Origin of the sequence: Cellulomonas carbonis, assembly GCF_014636275.1 — a bacterium.
Classification (GTDB): Bacteria; Actinomycetota; Actinomycetes; order Actinomycetales; family Cellulomonadaceae; genus Actinotalea; species Actinotalea carbonis.
In genome coordinates, this window is record NZ_BMEB01000032.1 from 1 (window position 1) to 611 (window position 611).

Sequence of the window (611 nt, forward strand, 5' to 3'; positions counted from 1 at the left end):
GCCTCGTCGTCGCGGCCACCGGCGTCGGTGCCGCGGATATGGTGGCGACCCTGGTGGCCGGCAGCCAGTTCGGCTACGGACTGCTGTGGGCAGTGATCGTCGGCGTCATCCTCAAGATCGTCCTCGTCGAAGGAGCCGGCAGGTTCAGCCTCGCGACCGGCAAGACGATCTTCGAGGGGTGGCGATCGCTCGGCCGCTGGACCACGTGGTACTTCGGGCCGTACATCATCATCTGGGGCTTCGTCTACGGAGCCACGGCGATGAGTTCGGCGGCGCTTCCGCTGGCCGCGCTCTTCCCCGGCCTCAACCTCACAGTGTGGTCGGTGCTCATGGGCCTGGCCGGCTTCGTCATGGTGTGGTTCGGCCGCTACGGCGTGTTCGAGAAGATCACCGCCGTCCTCGTCGGGATCATGTTCATCACCGTCGTGGGACTGGCGATCATCGCCGCCCCGAACATTCCCGATATGCTCACCGGACTGATCCCCATCATCCCCGAGGGCGGAGTGATCTACACGCTCGCGCTCGCCGGAGGCGTCGGCGGCACCATCACCCTGGCCGCCTACGGCTACTGGCTGCGTGAGAAGGGCTGGCACACTCCGAAGTGGATGCGG

1 protein-coding gene is annotated in these 611 nt (G+C 66.4%); it reads left to right on the top strand.

The features are described 5' to 3' along the window. The coding region (locus IEV86_RS17525) for an Nramp family divalent metal transporter (protein ID WP_188484838.1) at positions 1 to 611 on the top strand (611 nt) is incomplete at both ends.